The 26,642-nt window shown below is 60.0% G+C and carries 31 protein-coding genes and 1 tRNA gene; 22 read left to right on the top strand and 10 right to left on the bottom strand.

Annotated elements, in window-relative coordinates; genetic code table 11:
* Positions 1 to 2 precede the first annotated feature (2 nt).
* The 4 genes from WC811_RS03945 (at position 3) to WC811_RS03930 (ending at position 2,515) form a co-directional block, all read left to right on the top strand.
* Positions 3 to 698: a histidine phosphatase family protein gene (locus WC811_RS03945; protein WP_372641191.1), complete on the top strand. Its 696-nt coding sequence runs from the start codon at positions 3 to 5 to the stop codon at positions 696 to 698.
* Positions 699 to 804: 106 nt separating this feature from the next.
* Complete coding sequence (locus WC811_RS03940) at positions 805 to 1,392, top strand: histidine phosphatase family protein (RefSeq protein ID WP_372641189.1); 588 nt, start codon at positions 805 to 807, stop codon at positions 1,390 to 1,392.
* A gap of 204 nt (positions 1,393 to 1,596) precedes the next feature.
* Complete coding sequence (locus WC811_RS03935) at positions 1,597 to 2,097, top strand: hypothetical protein (protein WP_372641187.1); 501 nt, start codon at positions 1,597 to 1,599, stop codon at positions 2,095 to 2,097.
* 37 nt (positions 2,098 to 2,134) lie between these two features.
* Complete coding sequence (locus WC811_RS03930; RefSeq protein WP_372641185.1) at positions 2,135 to 2,515, top strand: hypothetical protein; 381 nt, start codon at positions 2,135 to 2,137, stop codon at positions 2,513 to 2,515.
* A gap of 15 nt (positions 2,516 to 2,530) precedes the next feature.
* Here the strand turns inward: WC811_RS03930 and WC811_RS03925 are convergent, their stop codons facing one another.
* Entirely contained in the window at positions 2,531 to 3,190 is a 660-nt protein-coding gene (locus WC811_RS03925; RefSeq protein WP_372641183.1) for an MBL fold metallo-hydrolase, read from the bottom strand.
* A 221-nt stretch (positions 3,191 to 3,411) separates the two neighbouring features.
* Here WC811_RS03925 and WC811_RS03920 point away from each other — a divergent pair, with 221 nt between their 5' ends.
* Entirely contained in the window at positions 3,412 to 4,824 is a 1,413-nt protein-coding gene (locus WC811_RS03920; protein ID WP_372641181.1) for an outer membrane protein, read from the top strand.
* Positions 4,825 to 4,925: 101 nt separating this feature from the next.
* On the opposite strand, the gene ctrA is transcribed toward WC811_RS03920, so the two are convergent.
* Positions 4,926 to 5,624: a response regulator transcription factor CtrA gene (ctrA, locus tag WC811_RS03915; RefSeq protein WP_372641179.1), complete on the bottom strand. Its 699-nt coding sequence runs from the start codon at positions 5,622 to 5,624 to the stop codon at positions 4,926 to 4,928.
* A gap of 671 nt (positions 5,625 to 6,295) precedes the next feature.
* Here ctrA and WC811_RS03910 point away from each other — a divergent pair.
* Together WC811_RS03910 and WC811_RS03905 are read left to right on the top strand one after the other, a co-directional pair.
* Complete coding sequence (locus tag WC811_RS03910; RefSeq protein ID WP_372641177.1) at positions 6,296 to 6,679, top strand: flagellar export protein FliJ; 384 nt, start codon at positions 6,296 to 6,298, stop codon at positions 6,677 to 6,679.
* A 234-nt stretch (positions 6,680 to 6,913) separates the two neighbouring features.
* Positions 6,914 to 7,585, top strand: coding sequence for a hypothetical protein (locus WC811_RS03905; RefSeq protein WP_372641175.1), 672 nt, complete (start codon positions 6,914 to 6,916; stop codon positions 7,583 to 7,585).
* 75 nt (positions 7,586 to 7,660) lie between these two features.
* Here the strand turns inward: WC811_RS03905 and WC811_RS03900 are convergent, their stop codons facing one another.
* Positions 7,661 to 7,942 (bottom strand): DUF1153 domain-containing protein, encoded by a 282-nt coding sequence (locus tag WC811_RS03900; protein ID WP_372641173.1) that lies wholly within the window; start codon positions 7,940 to 7,942, stop codon positions 7,661 to 7,663.
* Positions 7,943 to 8,356: 414 nt separating this feature from the next.
* Between WC811_RS03900 and mnmA the strand changes: the two genes are divergently transcribed.
* The 4 genes from mnmA (at position 8,357) to WC811_RS03880 (ending at position 11,200) form a co-directional block, all read left to right on the top strand.
* The gene (gene mnmA / locus WC811_RS03895) at positions 8,357 to 9,574 is read left to right on the top strand and encodes a tRNA 2-thiouridine(34) synthase MnmA (protein ID WP_372641752.1); all 1,218 of its coding nucleotides are present in this window, start codon (positions 8,357 to 8,359) and stop codon (positions 9,572 to 9,574) included.
* Positions 9,575 to 9,617: 43 nt separating this feature from the next.
* A complete protein-coding gene (locus tag WC811_RS03890) occupies positions 9,618 to 10,355 on the top strand; it encodes a class I SAM-dependent methyltransferase (protein ID WP_372641171.1) in 738 nt (245 codons plus the stop codon).
* Between the two features lie 139 nt (positions 10,356 to 10,494).
* Positions 10,495 to 10,571 (top strand) — tRNA-Met (locus WC811_RS03885).
* A gap of 251 nt (positions 10,572 to 10,822) precedes the next feature.
* Positions 10,823 to 11,200, top strand: coding sequence for a hypothetical protein (locus WC811_RS03880; RefSeq protein WP_372641169.1), 378 nt, complete (start codon positions 10,823 to 10,825; stop codon positions 11,198 to 11,200).
* A 62-nt stretch (positions 11,201 to 11,262) separates the two neighbouring features.
* Here the strand turns inward: WC811_RS03880 and arfB are convergent, their stop codons facing one another.
* Together arfB and WC811_RS03870 are read right to left on the bottom strand one after the other, a co-directional pair.
* Positions 11,263 to 11,682, bottom strand: a complete 420-nt coding sequence (gene arfB / locus WC811_RS03875; RefSeq protein ID WP_372641167.1) for an alternative ribosome rescue aminoacyl-tRNA hydrolase ArfB — start codon at positions 11,680 to 11,682, stop codon at positions 11,263 to 11,265.
* A gap of 7 nt (positions 11,683 to 11,689) precedes the next feature.
* Positions 11,690 to 12,061 carry a glyoxalase superfamily protein gene (locus tag WC811_RS03870; RefSeq protein ID WP_372641165.1) on the bottom strand — a complete coding sequence of 124 codons (372 nt, stop codon included), beginning with the start codon at positions 12,059 to 12,061 and terminating at the stop codon, positions 11,690 to 11,692.
* A 350-nt stretch (positions 12,062 to 12,411) separates the two neighbouring features.
* On the opposite strand from WC811_RS03870, the gene WC811_RS03865 reads away from it, so the two are divergent.
* On the top strand, positions 12,412 to 12,726 hold the full coding sequence (locus WC811_RS03865) for a hypothetical protein (protein ID WP_372641163.1): 315 nt from the start codon (positions 12,412 to 12,414) through the stop codon (positions 12,724 to 12,726).
* A gap of 140 nt (positions 12,727 to 12,866) precedes the next feature.
* Here the strand turns inward: WC811_RS03865 and WC811_RS03860 are convergent, their stop codons facing one another.
* Positions 12,867 to 13,763 carry a branched-chain amino acid aminotransferase gene (locus WC811_RS03860; RefSeq protein WP_372641161.1) on the bottom strand — a complete coding sequence of 299 codons (897 nt, stop codon included), beginning with the start codon at positions 13,761 to 13,763 and terminating at the stop codon, positions 12,867 to 12,869.
* 201 nt (positions 13,764 to 13,964) lie between these two features.
* Here WC811_RS03860 and WC811_RS03855 point away from each other — a divergent pair, with 201 nt between their 5' ends.
* The 3 genes from WC811_RS03855 to WC811_RS03845 are packed head-to-tail and all read left to right on the top strand — an operon-like array spanning position 13,965 to position 16,719.
* Positions 13,965 to 14,546, top strand: coding sequence for a MarR family winged helix-turn-helix transcriptional regulator (locus WC811_RS03855; RefSeq protein WP_372641159.1), 582 nt, complete (start codon positions 13,965 to 13,967; stop codon positions 14,544 to 14,546).
* An 8-nt stretch (positions 14,547 to 14,554) separates the two neighbouring features.
* Positions 14,555 to 15,259: a response regulator gene (locus tag WC811_RS03850; RefSeq protein ID WP_372641157.1), complete on the top strand. Its 705-nt coding sequence runs from the start codon at positions 14,555 to 14,557 to the stop codon at positions 15,257 to 15,259.
* Positions 15,260 to 15,306: 47 nt separating this feature from the next.
* Positions 15,307 to 16,719, top strand: a complete 1,413-nt coding sequence (locus WC811_RS03845) for an ATP-binding protein (RefSeq protein WP_372641155.1) — start codon at positions 15,307 to 15,309, stop codon at positions 16,717 to 16,719.
* 242 nt (positions 16,720 to 16,961) lie between these two features.
* Here the strand turns inward: WC811_RS03845 and proC are convergent, their stop codons facing one another.
* The 3 genes from proC to WC811_RS03830 all read right to left on the bottom strand — a co-directional run bounded on the left by proC (position 16,962) and on the right by WC811_RS03830 (position 18,872).
* Positions 16,962 to 17,801, bottom strand: a complete 840-nt coding sequence (gene proC, locus WC811_RS03840; protein ID WP_372641153.1) for a pyrroline-5-carboxylate reductase — start codon at positions 17,799 to 17,801, stop codon at positions 16,962 to 16,964.
* A 45-nt stretch (positions 17,802 to 17,846) separates the two neighbouring features.
* A complete protein-coding gene (locus WC811_RS03835) occupies positions 17,847 to 18,344 on the bottom strand; it encodes a YbjN domain-containing protein (RefSeq protein WP_372641151.1) in 498 nt (165 codons plus the stop codon).
* Positions 18,345 to 18,590: 246 nt separating this feature from the next.
* The gene (locus WC811_RS03830) at positions 18,591 to 18,872 is read right to left on the bottom strand and encodes an accessory factor UbiK family protein (protein WP_372641149.1); all 282 of its coding nucleotides are present in this window, start codon (positions 18,870 to 18,872) and stop codon (positions 18,591 to 18,593) included.
* A 217-nt stretch (positions 18,873 to 19,089) separates the two neighbouring features.
* Here WC811_RS03830 and lgt point away from each other — a divergent pair, with 217 nt between their 5' ends.
* From lgt to WC811_RS03805, 5 genes are all read left to right on the top strand, one after another.
* On the top strand, positions 19,090 to 19,929 hold the full coding sequence (gene lgt / locus WC811_RS03825) for a prolipoprotein diacylglyceryl transferase (protein ID WP_372641147.1): 840 nt from the start codon (positions 19,090 to 19,092) through the stop codon (positions 19,927 to 19,929).
* Positions 19,926 to 21,074 (top strand): class I SAM-dependent methyltransferase, encoded by a 1,149-nt coding sequence (locus tag WC811_RS03820; RefSeq protein WP_372641145.1) that lies wholly within the window; start codon positions 19,926 to 19,928, stop codon positions 21,072 to 21,074. The genes lgt and WC811_RS03820 overlap by 4 nt, the downstream gene beginning before the upstream one ends.
* A gap of 16 nt (positions 21,075 to 21,090) precedes the next feature.
* Positions 21,091 to 21,876, top strand: coding sequence for a peptidoglycan editing factor PgeF (gene pgeF, locus WC811_RS03815; RefSeq protein ID WP_372641143.1), 786 nt, complete (start codon positions 21,091 to 21,093; stop codon positions 21,874 to 21,876).
* A gap of 273 nt (positions 21,877 to 22,149) precedes the next feature.
* Entirely contained in the window at positions 22,150 to 23,130 is a 981-nt protein-coding gene (locus WC811_RS03810; RefSeq protein WP_372641141.1) for a hypothetical protein, read from the top strand.
* A gap of 179 nt (positions 23,131 to 23,309) precedes the next feature.
* Positions 23,310 to 24,245: a ribose-phosphate pyrophosphokinase gene (locus WC811_RS03805; RefSeq protein ID WP_372641750.1), complete on the top strand. Its 936-nt coding sequence runs from the start codon at positions 23,310 to 23,312 to the stop codon at positions 24,243 to 24,245.
* Between the two features lie 57 nt (positions 24,246 to 24,302).
* Here the strand turns inward: WC811_RS03805 and WC811_RS03800 are convergent, their stop codons facing one another.
* A complete protein-coding gene (locus WC811_RS03800; protein WP_372641139.1) occupies positions 24,303 to 24,713 on the bottom strand; it encodes a Fur family transcriptional regulator in 411 nt (136 codons plus the stop codon).
* Positions 24,714 to 24,995: 282 nt separating this feature from the next.
* Between WC811_RS03800 and WC811_RS03795 the strand changes: the two genes are divergently transcribed.
* The gene (locus WC811_RS03795) at positions 24,996 to 25,748 is read left to right on the top strand and encodes a 50S ribosomal protein L25/general stress protein Ctc (protein WP_372641137.1); all 753 of its coding nucleotides are present in this window, start codon (positions 24,996 to 24,998) and stop codon (positions 25,746 to 25,748) included.
* A gap of 104 nt (positions 25,749 to 25,852) precedes the next feature.
* Positions 25,853 to 26,611, top strand: a complete 759-nt coding sequence (pth, locus tag WC811_RS03790) for an aminoacyl-tRNA hydrolase (RefSeq protein ID WP_372641135.1) — start codon at positions 25,853 to 25,855, stop codon at positions 26,609 to 26,611.
* Positions 26,612 to 26,642 lie beyond the last annotated feature (31 nt).

Genomic DNA, 26,642 nt, shown 5'->3' with positions numbered 1-26,642 from the left:
ACATGAAGCGTTTTCTCACCTATCGGCATGTCGTGGCGATTGTGTTTCTCATCGCGGCAACGGCTTTCGGCGCAAACATCGGCACAGAAGCCATCGGCGGCTCCTACCTCGGCTTGCTCGCGGTGGGTTTCCCGCAACTCGGCAAGAGTGAAGTCTGCGGGCTCTGCACGCCCACCCGCGAGCAGGCGAGCGACTACGCCCCGGTTGACCACGTCATGGGCGGCCCGAAGCGCATCATCTTGCTGCGCCACGCCGACAAGACCGACGACCCCAGCAACGAAGACTTATCGGATGCCGGAGTGGAGCGGGCCAAACGCCTCGCGACCTACATTCCTGAGACGTTCGGCAAACCCGACATCATCATCGCGACCGCCCATTCGAAGCATTCCAACCGGCCCAAGGAAACGATGGAGCCGCTTGCCGACGCCCTCGGATTGAAAATCCAGCACGACTTCGAGAACAAAGAGTTTGCCGACCTCGTCGACGAGATCTTCAACGATCCCGACTACAAGAACAAAACCATCGTCATTTGCTGGCACCACGGCAACCTGCCGGCGATGGCGGCGTTGCTCGGAGTCCCCGCCGGAAGCTATCCCGATCCGTGGCCGGACGATGCCTTCGGGCTCATTCTCGACCTCCAATACGATCCGTATTCCGGCAGCCCGCCGAAGGTCACGCGCGTCACAGAACCGTTTTGATCGGCGTGCGACATACCTCGTCAAAGCGCTCCTTTAGAGACAGCGGCGTTGACGGTGAAGTCACGCCCGTCTAAACGCGAGCGCTTGTCTTTTTGAGGGACCTCAAGTGCTGAATTCCCAGGAAAGCCGTGCAAAGAGCGGCGGCGGCTGGCTGAGCGCGCTGTGGAATGCGTGGCGCGGTCGCGAAGACGTCACGGCAACACATCATCCCGGCGGCGGCCCCGGACGCATTCTGCTCATGCGCCATGCGGAAAAGACCGGCAAAACCGACGACATCTATCTTTCACCAGAGGGCACAAAACGCGCCGAGCGGCTCGTGACGTATATCCCGCAAGCCTTCGGCCGCCCGGAATTCATTTACGCCGCCGCCCGATCCAAGCGGTCGATCCGCTCGATGGAGACGGTGAAGCCGCTTGCGGCGGCCCTCGGCATCGAGGTGCAGTACCACATCGAGGATAAGGAGTTTAAAGCCCTCGTCACCGAGATCTTCTCGAAGGCCGAGTACCACGGCAAAACGATCGTCATCTGCTGGCATCACGGCAAGTTGCCGGAGATAGCAGCGCTTCTCGGCGGTCAGAAAGGCACCTATCCCGATCCCTGGCCGCAGAACGTCTTCAACTTGATTCTGGATTTCCGCTACGATCCCAAATCGGACGCCACACCGATCGTCGCCCAGATCGTCGAGCCGTTCTGAAGCCAACGCCACGAATGGGAGCAGATGACGACGGAACCCTGCAAGCGGACTACGACATTACACGACGATGATCCGACGGTGTATCTCTATGGACACACCTTTGAGCACGAAGACGAACTACATCCATACAGCTCGCAAAACGCCGAACATCAGACAATAATGCGCCCCGCTCCGGAGGCCTGCAATCTGGGAAGGAAGACATACGTGAAGCGCAATCTAAGACGTGCAGCGTTGCTATCGACGTGGGCCTCCGCAATCGCAATGGTTTTCGCAACGGTGCCTGTCCCCGCTATGGCCGCATCGGACAACCCGTTCGTGTCTCTCGCCGGCACATGGAGCGGCTCAGGCACCGCTCGCTTTGATGAAGGCAAGACCGAAAGCCTGCGCTGCAAGGGCTATTATACGAACAACGGCAATCCAAATACCCTCGGCCTCTCGATCAGATGCGCAAATGCGTCGGCTAAGGTCGAGTTGCGCGCCAGCCTCCTCGACACGAACGGCGCAGTCACCGGGAGTTGGGAAGAGCGAACCTATAACCAGTCCGGCACCGTCCAGGGACGGGTCACCCCCACGCGGATGACTCTCTCCATTACCGGCGGCATCAACGGCACGATGACCGTCGCAATCTCAGGCAGTTCGCATTCGGTCACGGTCGCGTCGAGCGGACCGTCGTTCAAGGGTGTCCATATTTCGCTGTCACGCTAACGGGAATCGGCCAATCTGGAAGAAAATGGAGATCTCGATGCGCGCAAGAATGCTGGCTGTACTTCCCGTCCTTGCGGCGTTGTTCGCATCGGCCGCCACAGCACCTTCCGATGCCGGCATCCTTGTTCGCCAGAAAACGAACTATAAACAGGGCCAGATCGTCATCGCCGACAGCCGTTTCGGCAATGGCTCGATCAAGAGCGTCGTGAGACGCGGCAAATGGGGTTGGCAGGTCAGACTGCCGGCCAGCGGTAACTGGACCGATTGCCGCCGAAGCTGCGAAGAAACGCTGCGCGTGAAGACGATTGATTTTTACGGAGACGGCGACAGCTCGATCGATAGCGGCGGCTACGGCTCGCTCACGCGTGAATGCGGAATCTTTGGTTGCCTCGGCGGCTCTTACGAATTTTCGTTCTGATCGGCCGATGCGGCCCTAGACCAGAAATGGATTCGTCTGCCGTTCGTGCCCGAATTGGCTCGGTGATCCGTGGCCGCAAATAAACGCGATATCGTCCCCGAGCGGCAGCAGCTTTGTCTTGATCGACGAGATCAGCGCCTCATGATCGCCGTAAGCGAAGTCTGTCCGCCCGATAGAGCCGCGGAAAATCACGTCGCCCACGAGCGCAAAGCGCTGCGCCCGATTGAAAAAGACGACGGAACCCGGCGAGTGGCCGGGGCAATGGAAAATCTCGAACGTGTGCCCGGCGACGGTGACGGTATCGCCCTCATCAAGCCAACGATCCGGCGTGACGTTGCGGACGTCGGGAATACCGTACATCTCACCTTGCTTCTCCAGGGCGTCGAGAAGCACGGCATCGTTCTTGTGCGGCCCCTCGATCTTGACGCCGAGCCGGTCGCGTAAATCTGCGGCGCCGCCCGCATGATCGATGTGCCCGTGCGTCAGCAGGATCTTTTCGACCGTTATTCCCGCTTCCTTGATTCCGCGTTCGATGCGATCAAGATCGCCGCCCGGATCAACAACCGCTCCGACCTTCGTTGTCTCGTCCCAGATCAGCGTGCAGTTCTGCTCGAACGGCGTGACGCGCACGATCGCGGCCTGAAGCGGGGACGGCGCTGCCGCGGTATCGCTCATGGGTTTGGCTCCGTATTGTTGAGGCGGGTCTTAGCGCATCTCGCAACCGACCGCGAAGCGTCGCGTTGGCGCGCGAACAGTTTGCCGATCCGGCTGACACTCCAAGCGCACTCCTTGGCAAGGATAATAAAACATCAACAGTAGTAACGCCCGCCGCCCGACAGAATCACCGTATCTGAGCATTAAAGACTTCCTTTCGCCGGTGATCGAGGTGACCAACAATGAATAGGACGCTTTTCGCCGTCGCCCTGACCGCCGGAAACGTCCTATTTTTTTGGGGCGGACCTGCCGGTGCCAACGATTGGGAGGGGTTATCCATTGGCGTCGGCGGCGGTTATGGAATGGCGAACACCAAAAGCAGCCTCAGTCCGCCAGAGCTCGGGGACATATTCAATATTACGACCAACGGTGAACCCAGCGCCGACGGCTTCTTCACGCTCAGCGCCGGATACGATCGGGCTGTGCTCGATAAGCTCATCATCGGCGGCTTCGTCGACTATGATTTCGCCGACATCAATTCGCGGTCGACTGGCTCTTTCTTTATCCCGGAAAGCGGCAGCTTCAATATCGGAAATCAGCTGTCGCTCGGCGGCCGCTTAGGTTATCTGGTCGCGCCAACGACATTGTTCTTTTCAACATTTGGGTACGCGCACGTCGAGGCTTCCGATGCCACTATGGATTTAGGTTTCGACAAGGCGCGCGGAAACTTAGACAGCTTCAACGGGTATTTCGTCGGCGGCGGCGTGGAAACGCTAATTGGCGGGGGTTTCAGCGTCAAAGCTGAATACCGCTATACCTCATTGCAATCGCAAAGCACGGATTTGCGGCCCGACTCCGACCCGAGTGTCGCCGTGGTAACAACGTCGATCAAACCACAAATCCAGACGGCGCGAGTATCGCTCAACTATCGTTTCGGTAATAGCGAACAGGGGCACGCCGACAACTCCACACCGCCAGTGACGAGCAGCTGGAGCGGCGCTTACATTGGCATCGGTGGCGGCTATGGCATCGCAGACAATAAAATCGGTGCCGCCGAAGAGGAAGTCGATTCGGAGGCCGGGCATTTTGGTAGCGACGGCGGCATCATCTCGTTTACCCTCGGCTATGATCGACAGATCGCCCCCAAATTCGTAGTCGGAGCCTTCGCCGACGCCGATTATACGAATTTGCACTACCGCAGCAGTATCAACGTCGACGCTGGCGATAGCTTCAACGAGACCATCCGAAACAATTTCAGAAACATATTGATGGTCGGCGCTCGCATCGGCTACCTCGCGGCTCCAGATACGCTCCTTTTTGTCAGCGCTGGCTACGCTAACGCCGGTCTCGGCGACACGAACATCGCCGCAAGCATCAATAATGATCTCGTGGACTCGGCCACAATCGAAGGCCGGCGCTTTTCTGGCGGATTCGCTGGTGGCGGCGTGGAGACGCGCATCAACAATTCGCTATCTCTCAAGGCCGAATACCGTTACGCGGATTTTGGCAGCGAACAAGCGTCTGCTACGTCGACAACCATACCCGACGCCGAGTTTTTGCGGACGAAGTTCGATCCCGCGATCCAGATGGGGCGCGTCTCGATGAATTATCGCTTCGGCTCCCCGCTTGAAGAAGCCGCGCCGCCGCTAAAGTAGCGCCTTCAACGGTGGGACTAGCTCCAAACGTGTCCAAGAAACACGACAAGGGCCGTCATGGCCCTTGTGCGCGTGAAAACATTCAACGCAACGTCGTCGACTTAAGCGGCCTCGGAACCCTCGTGACCCGGATCGCGGAGAACGTAACCGCGGCCCCATACAGTCTCGATATAGTGCTTGCCGCCAGTCGCCGTCTGAAGCTTCTTCCTGAGCTTGCAGATGAAAACGTCGATGATCTTCAGCTCGGGCTCGTCCATGCCGCCGTAGAGATGATTGAGGAACATCTCTTTCGTCAGCGTGGTGCCCTTGCGTAGCGAGAGCAGCTCCAGCATCTGATATTCCTTGCCGGTCAGATGCACGCGCTGATTATTGACATCAACCGTCTTGGTATCGAGATTGACTCGAAGATCACCCGTCTCGATGACCGACTGAGCATGTCCCTTCGAACGACGCACGATCGCCTGAATGCGGGCGACCAGCTCATCCTTGTGGAATGGCTTCGTCATGTAGTCGTCGGCGCCGAAGCCGAGACCACGAACCTTGTCATCGATGCCCGCCAAACCCGACAGAATGAGAATTGGCGTTCCGACCTTTGCGACGCGAAGCGTCTTCAGGACCTCATAGCCGCTCATGTCTGGAAGATTCAAATCGAGTAGAATGATGTCGTAATCATAAAGCTTACCGAGATCGACGCCCTCTTCTCCAAGGTCCGTCGTATAAACATTAAAACCTTCCGACTGCAGCATAAGCTCAATGCTTTGCGCCGTGGCACTATCGTCTTCAATGAGTAGAACCCGCATGACCGTCCCTCTGGTGCCCTATCCGATCCGTGTCCGCGCTATGTCTGTTCTTCGCTCAAAGTGAACGCACTACAATCGAGCTAAGCGATCGTTAGGAAGTTAGCGACGAGAGGTTAACAAACCCTAATCCGCGTTAGCTATTTCATCATGAAGTCGAAGGACCGGCTTGAGCCAGTACTGCGCCATGATGATACGGCTTTCATGTCTGCAGGTCACGCGTCGTCGCTCACGGAGTAAAGTATCTCCGTTCGCGCCAAACCATGGCCGTCACAACAATGGAAATATTAGAACTGCCCCTCTCGACCCGCCAACAGACCCTAAGCGAAACCTATCTCTGGGGCGCCCACCCCTTTGATTGGCCTATACAATCGCCTTTGAGACCCGCATACGGCTCGAATCAAGAGCTAACAGAATTCGCCGCTTTGCCCTAGACGCGTTATGGCTAAAATCTGCCCCCAAACGAAACGCCTCATCAGAAATAGTTACGCGTTGCTTTACCGCAACTTAAGTGCAGAATGTTATTTATAGTATTGAGGGTCCTAGAGCGCTGCTGCAACGCAGCGTCTTGCCGGATCCAAGTAATTCTTCCTAGTTGCTGCAGCAGCAGAGCCACATCTTCGGTCTGGCACGCTTCTTGGTAATAGGTTCGAATATGTTTGGGGTATCGAACGATGAAGTCACGTGATACGGCCATCCGCCTGAAGCGCCGAGAAGTCGAAGAGAAATCGCGCAAGGTTGACGACCTTGAGCGCATTATTCGCGAATTTGATCAAATGGCCTCGGATCTCGAGCGCCAGATCCAACTCGAAGAAGATCGCACCGGAATTCGTGACCGGGGGCATTTCTCCTATTCGACCTTCGCGAAGGCGGCCGCCCAGCGCCGTGACAATCTCCGCCAGTCGACTGAGGGCTTTCGCGAAAAGCTCACCGCCGCCGTCCGCGAACGCGACGACACCGTCGAGCAGTTCTCCCGCGCCTCGCAGCAATCCACGAATATGGATGACCCGCGCGCCGGCCGCCGCGACCGCCCGCACGGCTTTACGGCCCTCCGCTGAACTTGCCGGACGACGCCGGGCTCGCCTCGTAGAACCCACCGGTCCAGCATCCCGCTTTTGAGGCGGCGCCCGAAAGGCGCCGCCTTTTTCTGTTGGCTGTGCGATTTGATGCGCCCAGCCCCCTTGCCCAAACCGGACTTGGCGGGCACGAGTCCCGGCCAGCACTATGCTCGGAACGAAGATTCGCTTTGGGTTGCCACTTGGGGGAAGACATTGGCCTGCCGTCCATCACGCATGGCCGTCCCGGCACTGCTGGTCGTGGCGGCACTTTCGGGTTGTGCGGGCAACGCGCCGCAATTGCCGTCTCTCGGTATCGAGGCCTCGCCCGCTAGTACGTCAGCGGCTGATCCAGTGGCTGATGTTGCATCATCACCTGGAAGCGTGCCAGGAAGCAGCGATGCCCCGCCGGGCGTTCCGGTTCCCGGCGCGGTCGGATCGGCGACCGACATTTATTCCCACCTCGCCCGCGGTGCGATGGCGTGCTGGTTCGCTGTGAACGGACCACTGAAAAAGGATTATATTTTCCACGCAGCCGCGGATGCGCCATCGCGCGGCGGCAAGGCCGTTGTCACCATCCACCAGCGCGATCCGACCCAACCGAATCCGCGCGGCGCCAAAGCCTATATCGTCGAGATTCTACCGACGGGCGAAGGCACGGCAAACGTCACCGTCGAAAACCGCAAGATGTCTGAAGTGTACGCCGCAGCGATGACCGGTGACATTTCCCGCTGGTCGAAAGGCGAGGAAGGTTGTCGCGGTCCATCGACAGTCGCCGCTTGGCCACCGACACCGGGTGAAGCCGTAGCGGCCACGCCGAAGACTGTGAAAAAGGCGACGAAAAAGGCGACGCCAAAGCTGAAGGCTGCGCAAGCGAAACCCGCTCCGCAACCGCAAAGTCAGCCCTGAACTCACACCCGCCCGACATCGCGAAGCAGCCCACTTCCGCGGGCCGCAAGCTTCCACGTCACGGCGAACGCAAAATCACTCGCGATAATCTTGTAGTCGCGTCGCCCGCAGACCGGGAAGACCATGCTTGTCGATAGAACGCTGCCACGACAAAAACTCGTCGACGGTCAACGTGTATCGCTCGCAAGCCTCCTCGATGCTGAGAAGCCCGCCGCGCACAGCGGCGACCACCTCAGCCTTACGGCGGATGACCCATCTTTTTGTATCCCGCGGGGGAAGATCTGCGACTGTGAGCGGTGACCCATCGGGTCCGATCACATAGCGCCCGCGCGCTCTCATCTGCTGCTGTTCGGTCATGATACTCGATACACAACTCTTGACCACGGATCAGTTATAACCGGTTTGCGATTAAATTAGCACTAAGCCATTGAGTGAAAAAGACTTAAATGGACGTGCCAATTCCACCATGCGGCCATTGAAATAGGGCGCCGTTGAGGCGAACCGTCTCAATTTGACACGATCGATAACCGTAACGTCTTCCAAGCGAAAAATGGGCCAACAACAGCCCTGGAACGACACAGCGCCTTGCCGATGGCCGATTTGAGAACTATTGATGAGGCGCTATTCGAGTTGGCCATAGGCCCTTCCAGGCCTCGTTAGGGCAATTGTTTGAATCTGTTCAATCTTTTTGAAGGATAGCGGCATCGGGATAGTGTCGTGGGGACTTACTGACTGCCCCTCACCGAGAAACCCGAGTCCCGTTTGACCACCATGACCCTGCCTGAAACGATATTTGCCGCCCGCGGCACGTCGCCCAGTCCCGTCGAAGCCGCCACCGCTCGAAAGCGCGTTGTCGTCGCGATGTCGGGTGGCGTCGACAGCTCCGTTGCCGCCGCGATCATGAAGGCGGCCGGCCATGACGTCATCGGCGTTACGCTGCAGCTCTACGATCACGGTACGGCCTCTGGCCGGAAGGGTAGCTGCTGTGCCGGACAAGACATCCACGACGCGCGCCGCGTCGCCGAAACTCTCGGCATTCCCCACTATGTTCTCGACTACGAGACCCGTTTCGCGGCGAAGGTGATCGAAACATTCGCTGAGAGTTACATCGCCGGCGAGACGCCGATTCCTTGCGTTACCTGTAACAACGAGATCAAATTCCGCGATCTTCTCGACACCGCCAAAGACCTCGGCGCCGATGTCCTTGTAACGGGCCACTACGTGCAGCGTCTCGACACCGAAGACGGCCCGATGCTTGCCCGCGCCGTCGATGCCGATCGCGATCAGAGCTATTTCCTTTTCGGCATCTCGAAGGAGCAACTCGCGTCGCTCTGGTTTCCGATCGGCGGCATGCAGAAAGCCGACGTGCGCGAACTCGCTCGCTCGTTCAATCTGCCAGTTGCCGATAAGTCCGACAGCCAGGACATCTGCTTCGTCCCGACGGGCAAGTACACGGATGTTATCGAACGGCTGAAGCCGAATGCGCTTGATTCCGGCAACATCGTACATTTGGATGGCCGCATCCTCGGCCGTCACGACGGTATCGTCCACTACACGGTTGGTCAGCGCCGCGGCATCAAGATTCCCGCCGCCGAACCGCTATATGTCGTTCGCCTGGATGCCGCCCGGAACGAGGTTATCGTCGGCCCGCGCTCCGCCCTGACGACGACGGGGCTTATGCTGCGTAACGTCAATTGGCTCGGGGAAAAACCTCTCGAAGATCTCGCAGCCTCGGGCCTATCGCTTTATGTTCGCATGCGTTCGTCACAGAAGCTGCGACCTGCCCTGCTTAAAATCGAACAAAATGAGATGGTCAGGGTTGAACTTCTTGATGGAGAGGAAGGTATTGCGACCGGGCAGGCCTGCGTGTTTTATGCCGACGAAGGGGCAGAGGGACGCGTGCTCGGTGGTGGCTGGATCGCCAAGACGATCAAGGCGGACGCTGCCGAACCTCGCGTCACGACGACGATGGCTGAGTTGGGACGCTAGGCGCATCGGGCGGAAATCGTTTGCGGACTGATGGAGATCGGCAGTGAGTGACAATGAGCCTTCGGGCTTCCGCACCGCAACGGCGCGGGCGGGAGAACAGAAAAGGCGTTCCGGGGCGAAAGTTCTTCAACTCGACGAAGGCCAAGTTCGCGACGCCTATCGTCGCTGGGCGCCGGTCTACGATTACACCTTCGGCGCCGTCTCGACCGCTGGGCGTCGCCACGCCGTTGAGATCATCAACAACGGCACCGGCCGCGTTCTCGAAGTCGGCGTCGGCACAGGACTTGCGCTTCCGGACTATAAAAAACACCTCGACATCGTCGGCATCGATCTCGCACCCGAGATGCTCGACAAGGCCCGCGAGCGCGTCAAAGCCGAAAACCTGACGAACATCTCCGGCCTGCATGAGATGGACGCGAGCAACCTCAGCTTCCCCGACAACAGCTTTGACACCACCGTCGCGATGTACGTCATCACCGTCGTGCCCGATCCGCGCAAAGTGATGCTTGAACTGGCCCGCGTAACGAAGCCCGGCGGCAAAGTCATGCTCGTCAATCATTTCAGCCAGGACGAAGGCGTTCGCGGCTGGGTCGAACGGCAGATGGCGCCGTTCGCCGATCTCGTCGGCTGGCATTCCGTGTTCGACGTCTCGCGCGTGATGGTCTGTCCCGACCTGAAGCTTATCGATCGCAAAGCTCTGCGCCCGTGGGGCATCTTTACGATGATGCAGTTCCGCAAGGACGAAGACACAGCCTCTAAGCGCCCGGAGGCGGCGGAGTAACGATCCATTCGTCGGCCGCGTTTGTCATAGAGCCGGCAAGGCGCATTCAGGCATGACCGGGACTGCGCGCCGTGTTGACAGGAAGGCGCGGCGCTCCCTATAGACGGTCCCTCGGCGGCGAGCTTTGCCCGCCGGGTGTGGCGGGATAGCTCAGGTGGTTAGAGCGGCGGTCTCATAATCCGCAGGTCGGCGGTTCAAGTCCGCCTCCCGCTACCAAATCATTCAGATGATATTCTGCCTCTCCGGCACGCCGACAAACTGGCTTCAACTATTTGGTTTGTGACAGTTATTCTGCGGCAAAGTGCTTCTCCTCACCGCAATTACAATGTCAGCCTCGGATCAGTTTCGCGGATTACAAAACAGTGTTTTCTGACGGGGCGCGAGGCTCGGATATCTCAGTGGTCTCCTCGTGCGAACCCGTCTCCACGGCCTGGGCCTCTTCGCGCTCACGCTCATAGGAGAATCGCATGTCCATCTCTCCCGTCGGCAATTCGGATGCCTACGCCCGCTATCGCCAGCAGGCACTCGACCTTCTGGCATCGCCAAGCCAAGTCGGAACCCAATCCGCTCCCACGACCTCTCCGTCCTACGTGACGCCCCCCGACGCAACCGATCAGTCTGCATCAAATCCATTTGCGGCGAAGTTCAAAGCCGACCTGACGGCGTTCAACTCCTCGCAGAACGGCAACTCTCACGCGCACGCCCATCACCATCATACGGGCAGCGCCAACAAGGCGCCGGACGCGACGACGGCGTCAACCGATTCCACCACAGCGACGGACCCGATCGGCCAGTCGCTCGACGAATTCGCCAATCTCCTGAAGACGGCCACCACGATCGCCTGATCTCAATGGGCGACGATACACGACAGCATCGACAAACGAACTTGCGAAGCCGCGACGCGTAATCACTCAAAATCCACTTTGCGGCTTCGCATTTTCTTCACCCGCCCGCGCACCGCCTTGGCTTTGATGCGCTCCTCGCGCGAACCGCGCGACGGCTTGGTTTTTATCCTGAGCTTGGGCCGTATCAACGCCAGTTCGATCAATTCGACGAGACGTGCTCGCGCATCCGCCCTGTTCTGCTCTTGGCTTCTGAACCTGTCGGCTTGAATGACGATGACACCCTCCGTCGTCAACCGGCGCCCGGCAAGACGCTTCAGACGATCGCGCGCATGATCGGGAATGGAGGTATTCGCGCCGAGATCAAAGCGCAGTTCGACTGCCGTCGACACCTTATTGACGTTCTGCCCACCCGGACCCGACGCCCTGACGAAGCGTTCCTCAAGCTCCGCTTCATCGATATCAAGCGCATCAGAAACGCGCATCTCGCCATCAGCCCTTTTTCATCGGTGAAAAGAACATCAGGCGATTGAACGATGGATCGATGACTTTGATCTCGCGCGTGCCCCACGGCATCTCTTCGATCCCGGGACGCATGTATTTGTACCCCTTCGCCATGATCTCCGCGTGATAGCCGTCAATGTCCTCGACAGCAATTCTCGCTGCTCCTCCCGGCGACGCGTCTCCGTGATGCTCGGAAAGATGGATGACGCAGTCATCTCGGGAAATCTGCATGTAGAGGGGCATCCCGAGTTCGAAGCGATGCTCCCAGTCGGGGGTGAAACCCAGAAATCCCAAATAGAAATCCTTGGTCTTCGCTTCGTCGAAGAATCTCAAGACCGGGACAGCGGGGAGGAATTGCATCGGGTTGAGCCCTCGCAACGATGCTCTTCGACAGATCAAAAGGATCCCATGAGCACAACACGATTGTTGATAACTTCAAAGGCAACCCTTGATTGAATAATGGGGAGAAGCATAGCTTGCGCGACAAATGAATCCTGCGGAACAGGGAACATGCGCGGCTGGCAACTGTTCCTGAATTACGACGTAGACGGATCTCGCCTCACTTTGCGCCATTTGCCGTTTGCATTCTACCGAAAGCGTTAACACTCCGTTTATTGCGCATAACCTAGCATAACCACTGACTGCAACGGCAAACGACAACAGTCTTCGCACGAATCATATTAACGCTAGGGCTGAGCAAGGAAGCCGCCATGCGAACCGCGACGACAACGGCAGCGATGCCATCTATTGAGAATCCCGCGCGCCACGCGCAGCGGGCTTCGGCGTTCGCGCGTATTGGTGGTATCGCGATAGCGTCACTCGTTCCCGCCGTGTTTTGGAGTGTGCTCATCGGGCTTGCTTCGCTTTGGCTCGACCATCCCTTGACGCCGGGCACGATTGCAATCGTCGGCGGCGCCATCGCTCTTTTCCTCTTTACGATTTGCGCGCCTCTGATGCTTATCCGTCAATCCGGAGCCGAGCCCGATTCAGAAGTCGACGCGCGTGGAATCAACTCGAACACCTGAGATTGAAGATCTCCAGGCCAGACGCTCGGCGGCGTCATCAAGATAAATTCGACCTGCTTACACAGAACAACAAGGGCACCGCTTGGCGCGGCGCCCTCTAAAAGTTGGCGTAATCGTCGTGCTGGCAAACGCGAGACCGCTTACTCCGCGGCGGCGCGCTTCTTCGGCTTCACCAGTTCCATATAATCGTTGAGCAGAGTTTCGGTGACGCCAGCCGGCTTGAACTTGTAGTCTCCGATCTCGGAGACCGGCGTAATTTCAGCTGCAGTCCCGGTGATGAAGCACTCCGTAAACGTGCTGAGTTCTTCCGGCATGATGGCCCGCTCGACAACGTCGATGCCGCGCGCCTTAGCGAGCGCGATGACGGTCCGCCGCGTAATGCCATCGAGAAAGCCGCTAGCATCCGGCGTATGAATGACGCCGTCCTTGACGAAGAAGATGTTAGCGCCAGTACATTCAGCAACGCGTCCGAGCCAATCGAGCATCAGGGCATCCGAATAGCCCGCCCGCTCGGCACGATGTTTCTCAAGCGTGCAAATCATATACAGGCCTGCGGCCTTCGCCTTCGCCGGCGCGCAAGCCGGATCCGGCCGCCGATAGACAGCATTCGCGATGCGGATGCCTTTGAGACGCTGTTCCATCGGGAAGTAGGAACCCCATTCCCACGCGGCGACAGCCAGATGGATCTTCGCGTTCGGCGCCGAGACACCCATCTGCTCGCTGCCGCGCCAGGCGACCGGGCGGACATAACAATCCGAAAGCTTATTCGCAGCCATCACGTCGCGGCAGGCCTGATCGATTTCGGCGACAGTATACGGAATTGTAAAGTCGAGAATCCGGGCGCTTTCGATCAAGCGCTCGGTGTGCTCGGTAAGCTTAAAGATCTCGCCGTCATAAGCGCGCTCGCCCTCGAAAACCGAGCTTGCATAATGGAGTCCGTGCGTCAGCACATGGACCTTCGCGTCGCGCCAGGGAACGAGAGCCCCGTCCATCCAGATGAACCCATCGCGATCGTGAAATGGAATAAGGTCGGCCATGCCAGTCTGATCCTTCCTGGTCTTTATCGTTGGCGAAAGCGCTACGCCGGTGTATGTCGCGCGGTCCGAGATAGACGGGCTAGGCAAGCTGAAAGTCTCAAAAAACCTGAGTTTCAGTGCGCCGCGTGCAAGACGATGGACCTTCGGGACAAGCCAGCAAATTGGCTTGCAACAAAATACAATCAAGGCCAATAAGTCAACATGGCTGACATAACGTCAGAAGGTTCGCCGGATCACCGCACCGCATCGGGGGCTCAGTCCCCTGCGGGGGACGAGGGACGCCGCTCCCCGAGCGCAGACCTGATCGCGTGTATCGAGCTTTTTTATTTCGCCTATCGCGGTTTTACTTGCGACCCCGATACTATACTCGAACAATACGGTTTCGGGCGCGCCCATCACCGCGTTCTGCATTTCGTACACCGCAATCCCGGCCTGAAAGTCGCGGAATTGCTGGAAATATTGAAGATCACGAAACAATCGCTGGCGCGTGTGTTGAAACAGCTCGTGGATGAAGGCTTCATCATCCAGAAGGCCGGAAACGAGGATCGCCGCGAGCGTCGCCTCTATCTGTCGGCGAAAGGCTCGCGCTTGACCGATAAACTGACACAAATCCAGGCCAAACGGATCGAAGGGGCGCTCGCCGAGCTTGCTCAGGGAGCCGATGTGGTCGCAAGGGACTTCCTCTTCGCGATGATTGCCGAGAAGGACAGGCGCCAAGTCGAAACCCTCATCAGAGGTCAACGCGGCGGGCTGCCCGCCGATGAATCCGATTGCAACCCATGAGGACCCTGATGGCGCAGGATCGCAGCGAGCCTCTGGCCGACAATGCTCCCCACATCCTCGTCGTCGACGACGATCAGAAAATCCGCGGGCTTCTCGGCCGCTTCCTTTCGAGCAACGGCTTCCGCGTGACCGAAGCTCCCGACGCCGCCTCCGCGCGCGCCTTCATGCGTGGGCTCGCGTTCGATTTGGTCCTTCTCGACGTCATGATGCCGGGCGAAAGCGGACTGTCGCTCGCCCGCGATCTGAAGCTTACGCGTCCCGTACCGATCTGCATGCTGACGGCGCTCGCCGACGCCGACGACCGGATCTTGGGACTTGAAGCCGGCGTCGACGACTACGTCTCGAAGCCTTTCGACCCCCGCGAATTGCTGCTGCGCGTGCGCAACATCCTTCGCCGCGGTCAGGCTCAAACCGCGCCCCGCGACGAAATTCGCATGGGCGGCTGCGTGTTCAACATCACGCGCGGCGAACTCAAGCGCGACGACGAGGCGATCAAGCTCACCGAACGAGAACGCGATCTTCTACGCTTATTCTCCCAGCGCATCGGCGTTGCCGTTCCCCGCCACGAGTTGTCGAGCGACGACAGCACCGGCAGCGAACGCGCGATCGACGTGCAGATCAATCGCTTACGGCGCAAGATCGAGGCCGATCCGTCGAACCCGGTCTATCTGCAGACGGTCAGAGGCAAAGGCTACATCCTCTACACCGATTGACCGTAGCAACGCTGGCTCCTCGGCGAACGCAAGGCGGATAGCATCTTATGGCCGTTGTGCCTGAAACGACACCGGAGAGCGGCGGCATGAGCGCGCGGTATCGGCGCTTTCGCGAGCATCCGATCGTCGTGCGCACCTTGAACATCGGCGCCGAGATGCTTCCGAAGGGGCTCTACGCCCGCGCCCTTCTCATCATCATCACGCCCATCGTCGTTCTCGAAGGCGTCATCGCCTTTGCGTTCATGGAACGCCATTGGCAAGCAGTCACGCGGCGGCTTTCGGAAGCGACTGCACGCGACATTGCCGCCGTGATCGAAATTTATGAGGAAGTCGGCAAGCGCGAAGGCGCTCAGAAAATCATCGACCTCGCCCGCGATCGCCTGGCTCTGACGATGGAGGTTCTGCCGAATGGCGACCTGCCGCCGCCCGGACCAAAACCGTTTTTTCGCCTGCTCGACCGCGCCCTTTCGAACGAATTGCGCAAGCATGTCCAGCTACCATTCTGGATCAACACCGTCGGCGATCAGAACGTCGAAATCCGTGTGAAGCTCGATGATGCGATCCTCCGCTTCGTCGCGACACGCAGCCAAACCTATGCCTCGAACTCACACATCTTCTTGCTTTGGATGGTCGGCTCGTCCGTTATCCTGCTGACGGTCGCGATCCTGTTTTTGCGCAATCAGATCCGGCCGATTCTACGCCTCGCCGACGCCGCCGATGCCTTCGGCAAAGGGCGCGGCATCCCGGAAGGCTTCACGCCACGCGGCGCCCGCGAAGTCCGCCAAGCCGCTCTCGCCTTCCTGCAGATGCGTGACCGCATCACACAGCACGTCGAGCAGCGCACGACGATGCTCGCAGGCGTCAGCCACGATTTGCGTACGGTTCTGACCCGCTTCAAGCTTGAGCTAGCGCTTCTCGACGACACGCCCGAGACCCGCGCCCTTTCGAGCGACGTCGACGAGATGCAGCACATGCTCGAAGACTATCTGGCGTTCGCCAAGGGCGACGGCGGCGAGGAAGCCAAATCGACCAATCTCAAGGAGCTTCTCGAAGAGATCGTCGACGACGCTTCGATCTACGCTTGCACGATCGACCTCAAGATCCGCAAGAGCAAGGGCGACATCATCCTGCCGTTGAAGCGGCAGGCACTCAAACGCGCGATCATGAACCTCGTCACGAATGCCGCGCGCTTCGGCGATCGCGTCATCATTCGCGTCGCAACGGAAGGACGCTGGGTCCGCATCGAAGTCGACGACGACGGACCTGGCATCCCCGAGGACGAGCGAGAGAATGTCTTCCGGCCGTTCTATCGCCTCGATCACGCGCGCAACCAGGACGAAGGCAACAGCGGCCTCGGCCTCGTCATCGCCCGCGACATCGCCAAGAGCCACGGCGGCGAAATCGCGTTGGGCGAAAGTTCGATGGGCGGCCTTCGCGCCATTATCTCGTTGCCGCAATAGGGATTTCCGCCGGCGATCACGTAGGTTGCCGCGGAAACACGTCCTTGTGATTTGACCAAGATGTTATGAAGTTACACTTTTACGCATCGGGTCCGGCGCTTTTACCCGTCCGACCACGGCGAAGGTGTCCTCCAAGGCTGCGGTCACCGGACTCGAGAATTGCCACGCTTGCGGGCCGCCAACCCGCGTCGAATGATGATCGGTGGTCGCGAACCCCGGCTGAGACCGAATCCCAGCCCTGGTCACTGCCCGAGTTCGCGGCCACGTCTCAGAGCCGCCAGCACCGCGTCGGTCATCAGATCTTTGAGGCCATCGCCGTCGCGCATCAGCACAGTCAACGCCGCAGCGGTCGTCCCGCCGGGAGAAGTCACGTTCTGGCGGAGCGTCGCTGGATCGGAGTTCGAGCGGTGCAGAAGCTCACCTGCGCCCGACACCGTCGCGCTCGCCAACCGCTTCGCCGTCGCTTCGTCGAGCCCCGCCGCAACGCCCGCCTGGGCCAGCGTCTCGGCCAACAGAAAAACATAGGCTGGGCCCGATCCCGACACAGCGGTCACGGCATCGATCAGGCTCTCGTCCGGCACCCATACGACATCGCCGACGGCGCCCAGCAAGCCTTCGCAGATCTCTTTTTGCGCCGCGCTTGTATGATTGTTTGCAACCGCGCCGGTTATGCCGCGCCCAATCGCGGCCGGTGTGTTCGGCATCGCCCTGACGACGGCTGTCCCTGGCGGCAAATACCGTTCGAAGCTGGAGATCGTCTTACCCGCCGCGATCGACATGACGACCGTCTCTGCCGACGCGATCTTCGCCAGCGCGGGAAACACCTCATCCATCATCTGCGGCTTGACCGCGACGACGATCACCGCTGGCGGCGACGGCAGCGGTTCCAAGTCCGACATCGGCCCTGATACCGATTTGATGCCATGTTTTTGCGCGAGTTCGAGCGCCGCTCCGCAAAGATGAGGCTCCTGGATGATCACAGTCGCCGGATCGAGCCCGCGGTCGAGCCAGCCCGCCAGCATCGCCGCACCCATTTTGCCCGCCCCGGCGAGCACAATCGAACCATTCGATTTCAGAGACATAACCCGAACACCTTAGGAGGGGCCGGGAGGCGGATGGAGCCCGGCTTAGGCCTGCCCTTGCGTCTCGAACATCGTCGAAACCAGAGCTTCGCGGCTTTCCTTACCTGCCCAGACCACGAACTGGAAGGCCTGGTAATAGCGCTCGCAGCCTTCGAGCGCCGCTTTCAGCATCGCCTCGCACTGCCGCACCGTCGCGACCGTACCGTTGAGCAGAAGCGCGTGACGGAACATCACAAGGCCTTCCTGTGTCCAAAGATCGAAGTGCCCGAGCCAGAGCTGCTCGTTGATCTGCGCGATCAGGCGGTACATCTCCGTCAGGCGATTGTCGGGCACGCGGAAATCGAAAGCGCACGCAAGATGCAGCGCTTCAAGATCGTCTCGCCAGTTGATCGAGACGTGATAGTCGGCCCAGGTCCCCGCCACGATGAGCGTCAGTTCTTCGTCGCTCGCGCGGTCGCACGGCCAGTCATGTCCGTGCGCAAGCTGCTCGATGAGATCGATCGGATTGAGAACGCGGTCAGAACCCTGTTCCGCAACTGCCATTGATATCGCTCTCCAGTCTGCCGCGCGCCGGGATGGCCACAAAGCAACGGCGCGAAGGAGTTCCCGAATTGCGCCGTTTTCGTGCTGCTGGGCGGACCAAACCAGACCCCCATGCGAGTCGCAAGCCGACCCGGTCTACCGGCAAACCTTGTCCACGATCAAAGTGGCAAAGCCCAGGCGGAACAGGGCCTAACGCCCACCCAGGCGACGATTGCTGGTGAAAAGCCTCCTAAGCTGTGGATGCCTTCAACCCGCGGTCGGACCGCTGGCGAGGAGGAGTTTTGCGATTTGCGCTTCGAGCTGCGCGACGCGAGCCGCAAGCTCTTCATTCTCCTGCCGGGCCTTCTGCGCCATTTCGCGCACCGCCTCGAAGTCTTCACGCGTCACGACATTCATGTCGCGCATGAACTTTTCGGCCTGGCCCCGAAAAATTGCCTCAGTTTCCTTCTTGAAACCATCGGCGGCGCCGGCGGCGTCTGTCATGAGCTTGGCAAAGTCGTCGAAGAATCTGTTCGTCGTCTGGGTCATTTGAGATCTCGGATGGAGGGTCTGTTTCAACTATGGCGATTGGCGCCCATGGCTGCAAGCTTACGGCTTTCTCACCTTGGTCGAGCGGGGTGTCGTCTCGATGTCGGCCCCGACGCAGACTTGACATTGCAATGGGGTTCCCAAACAACGCGACCCAACAATCGGCCTTTCCTAGTAGCTCGATAGGGCCATTTGCGAAACCTCGCCCGGAGAGCCGATGACGCCCCTCGCCCTGCTAACGTACCCCAACATCGATCCCGTTGCGATCGAACTGGGTCCGCTATCGGTCAAATGGTACGGCCTCGCTTATATGGCCGGTCTATTGCTCGGCTGGTGGTATATCCGCCGTCTGGTGTCGACACCACGGCTTTGGGCTGGCGACAAACCTCCCCTCACCCTGGAACGCGTCGACGACCTTCTGCTTTTCGTGACCGGCGCCGTTATCATCGGCGGACGCCTCGGGCAGGTGCTGCTCTACGATCCGGAGTTCTATTTCTCCAATCCCGCCGAGATCTTCAAAGTCTGGAAAGGCGGCATGAGCTTCCACGGCGCGCTCGTCGCGTCAGGCATTCTGATCCTCGCCTTCGCACGGGTCTATAAGGTCTCCGCGCGGTCGGTCATGGATCTTTGCTGCGCCGCCGTGCCGTTCGGCCTCTTCTTCGGCCGCATCGCCAATTTCATCAATTCCGAGCACTGGGGCCGCGTCACGGATGCCTGGGTCGGCATGGTCTTCCCCAACGGCGGGGAAAACCCGCGCCACCCGAGCCAGCTCTACGAGGCGGCGCTCGAAGGCATCGTCATGTTCGCGATCACGAGGTTCGCGACCCATCACCTTCTGACGTTGAAGCGACCCGGCCTCACCACCGGCATCTGGCTGATCTGGTACGCGATCGCGCGGAGTATCTCGGAGTTTTTCCGCGAGCCCGAACCCTATAACATCATGAACATCGGACCGTTCACCGCCGGGCAGATGTATTGCGTGCCGATGTTTGTCTTGGGGATCTACATGATCTGGACCGCCTGCCGTAAGGACGTGCCCGGAAAGGCGACCGTGTGATCGAAAACGGACTGCGTCGCGATACGCCGCTGTCCCGGCGGATCAAGGAAAAGATTCGCCGCGACGGCCCGATGACAATCGATAGCTATATGTCCGCTTGCCTTTGGGACGCGGACCACGGCTATTACCGTCGTCAGAAAATATTCGGCGCGTCCGGCGATTTCATCACCGCCGCTGACATCTCCCAGGTCTTCGGCGAACTCCTGGGCGTTTGGGCCGGTGTCGTATGGCAAGGTGTGCTCGGCGCGCCCAATCCGCTGACGATCGTCGAATACGGGCCGGGACGCGGCACCATGATGCGCGACATCCTTCGCGCCGCCCGCATCGTTCCGGGCTTTTCCAACGTCGCTCGCGTGCATCTGGTTGAGGCGAGCGAAGCCCTGATCCAAATGCAGACCGAGACCCTTTCGGATTTCCGTTCCATGCTGAGCTGGGGTCGCGAACTCGATGAGTTCAATCCGCCCGCGATCATCTTCGCCAATGAATTTCTCGATTCCTGGCCCGTCGCCCAATGGGTCAAGACAATGTCCGGTTGGTGCATCCGCGCCGTAACCCTCGACGCATCCGGCGAACTGCAATTTGCGGCCGTCGAAGGCGATTGTCCGCACGAGGCGTTCGAAGCGCTCCTTCCCAACGCGCCGCCCGGAACCGTCATCGAAACCCAGCGGCTCGACCAACTCGCCGAGGCGCTGCTGAACCTCAGCGAGCGCGGACCGGTTGCCGTCCTGATGATCGACTACGGCCACACCACGCCCGCAGCCGGGGACACCCTGCAAGCGGTGCGCGAACACAAATACGAGTCGCCCCTGACGTCGCCCGGCGAAGCCGACCTCACCGTTCACGTCAATTTCTACGATCTCGCTTCGACGCTGCATCGCGCCGGGCTCGCGCTCGACGGTCCTGTGACGCAGGCGGAATTCTTAGGCGCTCTCGGCATCGTCGAACGTGCTTCCCGGCTGATGTCCGCCAATCCCGCCCGCGCTCCCGAAATCGAAACCGGCGCCGCGCGGCTGCTCGCACCGAACGGCATGGGCGCGCGGTTCAAAGTCCTTGCTGCCCGGTCGCCGGGGCTGCCGTCCCTTCCGGGTTTCAGCGCCGCCCGTGTAACGAACACCGCGCCAGGTCCGGAACGTGGGCCGGCATGACAAGGGCGGCCGGACCATGACATTGAAACCCGTCGAAGCTCGAAATCTCGCGAACCTCAACGGCATCCGCCACGGCTTTTTCACCCGTAACGGCGGTGTCTCGACCGGCCTCTACGCCAGCCTCAACTGCGGCTGGGGCTCAAGCGACGATCAAAGCCTCATTGCCGAAAACCGCCGCCGGATCGGCCATTACCTTGGCGGCGACGAAAAGTTCGGCGGTGGCGTCGTCACGCTTTATCAGGAGCACGGCACGACGGCGCTCGAAGTCACTACACCGCCTTCGCGCGCAGCCCTTCCGCACGCCGACGCGGTAGTCTCCGCGACGCCGGGCCTCGTGATCGGCGTCCTGACGGCTGACTGCGCTCCCGTTCTGTTGGCCGATGCCGAAGCCGGAATAGTCGCGGCCGCTCACGCCGGTTGGCGCGGCGCTATTAACGATGTTGCCGGCAGCGCCGTTCGGGAGATGGAGCGTTTGGGTGCACGCCGCGATCGGATCGTCGCGGCAATCGGACCATGTATCGGCCAAGCAGCCTACGAGGTCGGCCCGGAGTTCGAGGCGACCTTCCTCGAACGCAATCCTGAATTCAGCGCCTACTTCACGCGATCGGACGCAAATGCCCGCCCGCATTTCGATCTTCCGGGCTTTGTTGCGATGCAGCTTCGGGCGGCTGGAGTCGTCAGCGTCGAAGATTTGTCACTCTGCACCAGTGAGAACGAATCGCTTTTCTTCAGTTACAGGCGTAAAACTCATCGCGGGGACGTGGATTATGGCCGTCAAATCTCCGCCATCGTCGTGGCTTAACGGCATAATCCACAGGGAAGTCCGTGGCAGCACCCACGTTTACACCGGTCGATAACAGTTTCGCCGAACTCCCGTCTGGACGGGTGGTTCGGGCCTGATCTACAGCGTTAGGGGTCAGTTCCGGTAGTAATCATGGGAGTGCAGGCCGCGGGGGTAATGTTTCCGGCCGCCGGGAAGTCGCGGTTGGATAAGGGGGGACGTCGAGTGGCGACCTTTTGCTCTGCTCGGGTGCGTGAGCGCCGAATACGTCTATCGACGGTCGGGTCAATGTTTATGGCCGCGCTCGTTGCGGCCGGACTTGGCGGCTGCGAGTCAACCTCGAACCTTTTGGGCGGCGGCTCGCCCGGAGCTCAAACGTCTCTAGCGATTCCGACCTCGCCGTCGTCTCCGGCGACGCAGAGCGCCAAACTTCAGATCGCGCCGGTCATCGGATCGCCCGAGAATATCGCTCGTGATCTGCAGTCGGAGCTTGCGTCCGCCGTCGGTCGCGAGGGCGTCTCCGTCGTCACGGCCAACAATGCCACCGGCGAATATGTCGTGCGCGGCTATATCGTCGCTGCACGCGAGAAGACCAAAGCCAAGATCTCGTACATCTGGGACGTTACCGATCAGAGCGGCAAACGCGTTCACCGCATCACCGGTGAGGAAATCGTCGCAAGCGCGGGCAAGGATCCATGGTCGGCCGTCACGCCGGCTGTCGTCCAGCGGATCTCCGACAAGACCTCGAAACAGATCGCGAGTTGGATCTCCGGTGGCGGCAGCGTTCCCGTCGCCTCCAACATCAACACGCAATCTACCAACGTCGCCTCGAATACGCCGCGGCCGACGTCGTCCTACGCGACAGCCTCGAACGCGCCGATCACGCCGACGACCGGCAGCATAACGCCCTCCGGCCCCGTAACGGCCGTCGTACCGTTGGTGTCGGGTGCTCCCGGCGACGGCAGCTCGACACTGACCTCCGCGATCCAGCGTGAACTGTCGCGGAACGGCCTGAAGCTCGCTTCTACGCCCGACTCTCAGGCCTACAAGGTTGAGGGTAAGGTCGCGCTTGGCGCCAGCAAGGATGGCAAACAGCCGATCCAGATCGACTGGAACGTCATCGACCCGAGCGGTAAGAAGCTCGGCACTGTGTCGCAGAAGAACGAAGTCCCGACGGGCTCGCTCGACGGCGCCTGGGGCAAGACGGCCGACGCCGCCGCCGCTGCTGCCGCCCAAGGCATTATCAAGCTCTTACCGCCAAAGAGTGTTGAATAACCAAACGGCCGGTCCGGGATATCCCCGATTGGTGCCTCTATGATAACTGTTGGGCCCGGACGGTTGAAACGTCCGGGCCCAATTGCTACAAGCCCGCAATTGAAGAGGTTTCTGGAGTGCAAATGCCTTTCGATTCCAAGGGTGACTCCCGGAACCAGGACGGCCGAGGGAAGCTGGGCGTGAAAATCGTTGCAGGTAATAGCAATAGACCCCTCGCCGATGCGATCTGCGCATATCTGAAGCTTCCCCTGGCCAAAGGCCAGGTGAAGCGCTTCGCCGATATGGAGATCTTCGTCGAGATCCAGGAGAACGTCCGCGGCCAGGACGTTTTTATCATTCAGTCGACATCTTTTCCGGCCAACGACAACATGATGGAGTTGCTGATCCTGCTTGACGCGCTCAAGCGCTCGTCGGCACGCCGGATCACTGCCGTCATTCCCTATTTCGGCTACGCCCGGCAAGATCGCAAACCCGGCCCGCGAACGCCCATTTCGGCGAAGCTCGTCGCCAACTTGATCGAACGCGCAGGCGCCGACCGCGTGCTGACGCTCGACCTCCATGCCGGACAGATTCAAGGCTTCTTCGACATCCCGACCGACAACCTCTTCGCCGCGCCGGTCATGACGCGCGACATCGAAGAGAATTTCGGCAATACCGACGATATCGTCGTTGTCTCGCCCGACGTCGGCGGCGTCGTTCGCGCCCGCGCTCTCGCCAAACGCATCTCCGCCCCCATCGCCATTTGCGACAAGCGGCGCGAGCGCCCCGGCGAAAGCGAAGTGATGAACGTCATCGGCGAAGTCGACGGCAAGCGTTGCATCCTGATCGACGACATCATCGATTCCGGCGGCACGCTGGTCAACGCCGCCGAAGCCCTCCTCAAGAACGGCGCGACGGAAGTCTCAGCCTACATCTCGCACGCGGTTCTATCAGGCGGTGCGGTGAGCCGGATTCAGAACTCGCGGCTGAAGTCGCTCGTCATCACGGATTCGATCCTTCCGACCGAAGCCGTAAGGACCGCGCGCAATATCCGCGTCATCTCGATCGCCACCCTCATCGGCGAAGCGATCCTGCGCACGAGCCGCGAAGAAAGCGTATCGAGTCTCTTCTACTAGCGCCACATCCTGCTCCTTTCCGATCGACGCCGTCGAAGGCCGCCGCGCAATTCGAGACTAGTCGTGGGCCGCCGTGCATTCGCCGCAGCGGCCACGGAGTTCCATTGTCATGGACCGGATATTGAAGTCGTTCTTGCCCGCCCAAGTCTGCAGGCTTTTCACGGCCGTCGGACTGTCGAACTCCTTGACGGTCCCGCAGGAGTCGCAAATCGCGAAAACTGCCTTGCCGATATGATGTGGGTGGTCGCAGGCGACAAAAGCGTTGAGGCTCTCGAGGCGATGCGCCAAGCCCTCGTCGATCAAACGCTGCAAGGCGCGGTAGACCGTCGGCGGGGCGCTAACCCCCTTGCCACGGACCTGCTCGATAAGCTCATACGCGCTGACCGGCCGCCCGACGCCCCTAAGCGCCTCGACGATGATCTTGTCCTGATCGGCCGCGCTGCGGCGTTTGGTAGGCTTCTTCAACATCGTTTCAGGCATCTCCACCACCCGCAATTGCAGGGGCACAACGCGGGGTTCCGGTAAATCGTGCGTTAATATGCTGATTTTCGCGGCAACTTTCCAGTACGACCCAAGTATTCCCGACCTTTTCTGGGCATTTACGACCGTTGCGCGCCCCGGCAACCCCAGGTATACACACGCCATCTCAAGAAGATATTCCTGAGACGCCGCCCGGCACCCTTGGAGGCCGGCAAGCGGCTTTTGGCTTTTCTGATAGGCAGAAAAGCCTTTAACACCGGAGACGATGCCATGTCAGAGCTCATTACGCTCAAGGCTACGGCGCGCCCGCGTGCAGGCAAGGGGGCCGCACGCCAAGCTCGCCGCGATGGAAATGTGCCTGCCGTCATTTACGGCAACCAGGAAACCCCTGAAACGATCAACCTCGAGTACAACTCGCTCTGGAAGCAGGTCCTCCGCGGCCACTTCACCTCGACCGCGATCGAACTCGACGTCGAAGGCACGAAGCACATCGTGCTTGCCCGCGACGTTCAGGTTGATCCCGTCCGCGATACGCCGCTCCACGTTGACTTCCAGCGCGTCGGCAAGGATGGCGTGATCCGCGTCTCGATCCCGATGCACTTCGTCAACGAATTGTTGGCTCCGGGTCTGAAGCGCGGCGGCGTCCTCAACATCGTGCGCCACGATGTCGAGGTGTACTGCCCCTACGACAAGATCCCGCGGTTCTTCGACGTCAATCTCGAAGGCATGGAGATCGGCCGTTCGATCCACATCTCGGCTGTCGAAATGCCCGAAGGCGTTTCGCCCGTCATCAAGAACCGCGACTTCACGATCGCAACGATCGCCGGCGCCCTGAAGGGTGACGACGAAGCTGCAACTGCAGGTGCGGATGCTGCCGCTCCGGCTGCAGCTGGTGCCAAAGCCGCTCCGGCCGCCGCAGGCAAGGCTGCTCCGGCTGCCGCCGGTAAGGCTGCACCGGCCGCCGCCGGTAAGGCCGCCGCTCCGGCTGCCAAGGCTGCCGCGAAACCCGCCGCGAAGAAGTAATAAAACTTTGAACCGGCGCGATCTTCCGATTGCGCCGGTCTCGACACTGGACTTCGTCCATTCCGGCCGGCTCTCCGGAGGGGAGTCGGAAGGGGCAAACAAAAATGAAGCTGTTCGTCGGCCTTGGTAATCCAGGCGAGAAGTATCGCGCCAACCGCCACAACATCGGCTTCTTGGCACTCGACCGCATTGCCGAGCGACATGGCTTCGGCCCGTGGCGAAAGAAGTTTCAAGGCTTCATTTCTGAAGGTTCGATCGGCGGCGAACGCGTCACGCTGCTGAAGCCCGAAACCTATATGAACGAAAGCGGCCGCGCCGTCGGCGAAGCCCTGCGCTTCCTTAAGATTCCTCTCTCCGACATCTATGTCTTCCACGACGAATTGGATCTCACTCCCGGCAAGGTGAAAGTGAAAACCGGTGGCGGCAACGCCGGGCACAACGGCTTGCGCTCGATCACGGCTCACGTCGAAAACGACTATCATCGCGTGCGTCTCGGCATCGGCCATCCAGGCTCCAAGGACGCCGTCATTTATTATGTCCTCAACGACTTCGCGAAATCGGAGCGGGAATGGCTTGGAATGCTGCTCGACGCCGTGGCGGACGCCGCTCCCTACCTCGCGAAAGGCGATGACTCCCGCTTCCTGAGCGAAGTCGCCCGTGTCACCCAGGACGAGCACGAAGCGGCCCAGCCCAAAACCGCCAAATCCGTGAAATCCAGCGCACCCGCTGAAGACCCCCCGCGTCGCGCGAAGGCATCGGGGCCACACCCCGCCGGTGAACGCACATCCAAGCGCCAATCCGCCATCGCCGAGAACTTGAAAAAATGGCTCAGCGCGCGAAAGTCGGGCGACGAAAACGCCTAGCAGTCCTGCCGGCGTGACGCATGGGGTCAAT

Origin of the sequence: Hyphomicrobium sp. (assembly GCF_041659645.1) — a bacterium.
Classification (GTDB): domain Bacteria; phylum Pseudomonadota; class Alphaproteobacteria; order Rhizobiales; family Hyphomicrobiaceae; genus Hyphomicrobium_B.
Note: the sequence above shows the minus strand (reverse complement) of the source record. Positions and strands in the feature narration are given on the sequence as shown.